The sequence below is a fragment of the Mesorhizobium sp. WSM4850 genome, assembly GCF_055811735.1.
On record NZ_JBVVPV010000121.1, the window covers coordinates 1 to 2,218 of the forward strand.

A 2,218-nucleotide genomic window follows, 5' to 3' on the forward strand; every position below is an offset into this window, starting at 1 on the left:
CGGTCGCGTATATCGCTTTCGTGGCGGGTTAGCCGCCGAGCGATATCCCAGAAAAGAGCGACGCCAGCGACGACCGCATGTGAGACTTGGCAACAGCGATGTCCCCTTCGAAACCGGAAAAATCGATCTCCATATGATCGAACGTGGACAGTGCCCGCTCTTCCATGTCAGCCAATGCCCGATCTGGGTCATCCGATTGCTCAGCAACCATTGATGCAATTGCCATGAGTGCGATGCGAAGCACCACAAGCTCCGTCGAATGATGGGCCAAGACATCCATACCAGTCTCCTTTTAAGGTCCGGAACGAATGCTCAAACGCCTATCCCCCCGTGATCGTTTCGAACAGCTTGTCTCGACCTATGAGCCGATGCTGCGGACCGCGTTTTTCGAGGCGATCGACGACATCCGCTCCAACATCGTTCTGCGCCCTGTGGTGGAGAGCTTGGAGCGCGGCGACGTCAAGGACGCCATTGCAGCCATGAACCTCGACGAGGCCGCGTTTCGGCCGCTGGAAGAAGCCGTCCGGCAGGCCTACAACGGCGGCGGTGTCGCCACGGTCGAACAGATGCCGGCGCTGCGCGATCCGAGCGGCCTTCAGGTCGTTCTTCGTGGGGATGCGCGCAATCTTACGGCTGAGACCTGGTTGCGCGAGCACTCGGCGCAACTGGTCACCAACATTGTTGCTGATCAACAAGTTGCGATCCGTGCCGCTTTTTCTAAGGGCCTTGCCCGTGGCGCCAATCCAACGAGGGCCGCATTGGAGGTAGTAGGCCGCGTCAACAGGGTGACTGGCCGCGGAGGAGGTAGGGTGATCGGGCTCACCACAGTTCAGAGCGACTATGTTGCCCGAGCCCGCGATGAACTGCTTTCCGGCGAGCCCGACCAGTTGCGGGCCTATCTGAATCGGAAGCGACGCGACAAACGTTTCGACCGCACGATCACAGCTGCGATCCGAGATGGTAAACCAATCCCTACCAACTTGGTGGCGCGGATCATTGGCCGATATTCCGACAGCCTTTTGAAGCTCCGCGCCGACACGATTGGACTGCACGAGACGTTTGCCCCGCTTGGAGCTTCGAAAGACATCGCATTTCAGCAGGCGATCGCCAAGGGCGCGGTGAGGGCGGAAGCCATCACGAAGAGCTGGAAACACACGCCGCAGGATCATCCTCGCGTTCAGAGGGTGGTCGATGCCGATAATTCTCGCTTGGACCGGTTCATAGTCATCGTCTTCGTCCGCCATCGTCCCTCCGTATCGGACAGCGGCGCTCGGAATTCACAACGATGCAACCACTGCCTTGTCTTCGCGTTTAGCCGCCTTCAATCCTGGCGAGCGACAAAGATGCCGGCGTTTATTCCGATTACAATCTACCTGAATGACAGATCGATGCTGATTGCGTCGATCCCCGATGCTGAGACGGCGCTTCAGCAACCATGGCCATTCATGGACAAGCCATCCCGACTTGAAGCAATTCGAATGATCGAGGAATGCCTGGCTGGACACTGCACCCAACAAGCCGCGTTCGATGCCTTCAAGGCGGCCGCAAGTGAACAGGGGCTTCTTAAGCGAAAGCCTCCAAGCATAGGCCTCAGGAAATTCGACGGGGTTGCCGAAGACCTGCTGTGAGGTGAAGCTGCCTCGCGACCTTAAACCGCTGACAGGCCTCCTGAGCGGACTTGGTCAGCCGCACGGACCACACCCGCCAAATCGAGGAATGGCGGGTGGTCCTTTATCAGCGCAGAAAGGGACTTAGCTGCGCAGATCTCAGTTCGTCGCTCCGTCCAATCGTCAAGTCCGGTCGTTCCTAGAACGATCCCTAACTAACGATTATTCCAATCGCAAGGAATGTGATCGAAACTGTGAAGACCGGAGCGAGTAACCAGCGAGCTTGGTGGACACTATTTTCCATGGGCTCCTTCCCGCGAACTTGCAGGGATCAACGACTATGCGCAGCGGCGGTTCCGGGTGGCGCTATGTCCGGCCTATTATGCCAAAACAGGCGAGACCTAGGTCCTGTCGTGCATCAGCCTGAGGGACTTTTGGGGAACAAATGCAGCTGGCTGGGGTTTGTTAAGTCTGGCGCGAAGACGCGTTCAGCGGAACAGAGCTACACAAAGGAGGCACTTATGAGAATGCATCTTTCCACTGCAGCCGCGGGATTTCTGCTGCTGGCGGGCCTCGGTGCCGCTGCCGCTCAGGACGTAGTCATCGAGCCT

General features: G+C 58.0%; 2 protein-coding genes and 1 pseudogene. 2 read left to right on the plus strand and 1 reads right to left on the minus strand.

Features of this window, described 5'->3' with window-relative positions; genetic code table 11:
* Positions 1-28 precede the first annotated feature (28 nt).
* Positions 29-280, minus strand: a complete 252-nt coding sequence (locus AC0L2Z_RS35150) for a hypothetical protein (RefSeq protein ID WP_202363226.1) — start codon at positions 278-280, stop codon at positions 29-31.
* 28 nt (positions 281-308) lie between these two features.
* Here AC0L2Z_RS35150 and AC0L2Z_RS35155 point away from each other — a divergent pair, with 28 nt between their 5' ends.
* Together AC0L2Z_RS35155 and AC0L2Z_RS35160 are read left to right on the plus strand one after the other, a co-directional pair.
* Positions 309-1,628 (plus strand): DUF982 domain-containing protein, encoded by a 1,320-nt coding sequence (locus AC0L2Z_RS35155; protein ID WP_473630613.1) that lies wholly within the window; start codon positions 309-311, stop codon positions 1,626-1,628.
* 500 nt (positions 1,629-2,128) lie between these two features.
* Positions 2,129-2,218 (plus strand): annotated as a pseudogene (locus AC0L2Z_RS35160) (DUF1236 domain-containing protein); the annotation flags it as partial.

What these genes read in the sequence shown, in the direction of transcription:
- AC0L2Z_RS35150 (WP_202363226.1), bottom strand. Translation starts at nt 280, where the DNA reads ATGGATGTCTTGGCCCATCATTCGACGGAGCTTGTGGTGCTTCGCATC.
- AC0L2Z_RS35155 (WP_473630613.1), top strand. Translation starts at nt 309, where the DNA reads ATGCTCAAACGCCTATCCCCCCGTGATCGTTTCGAACAGCTTGTCTCG.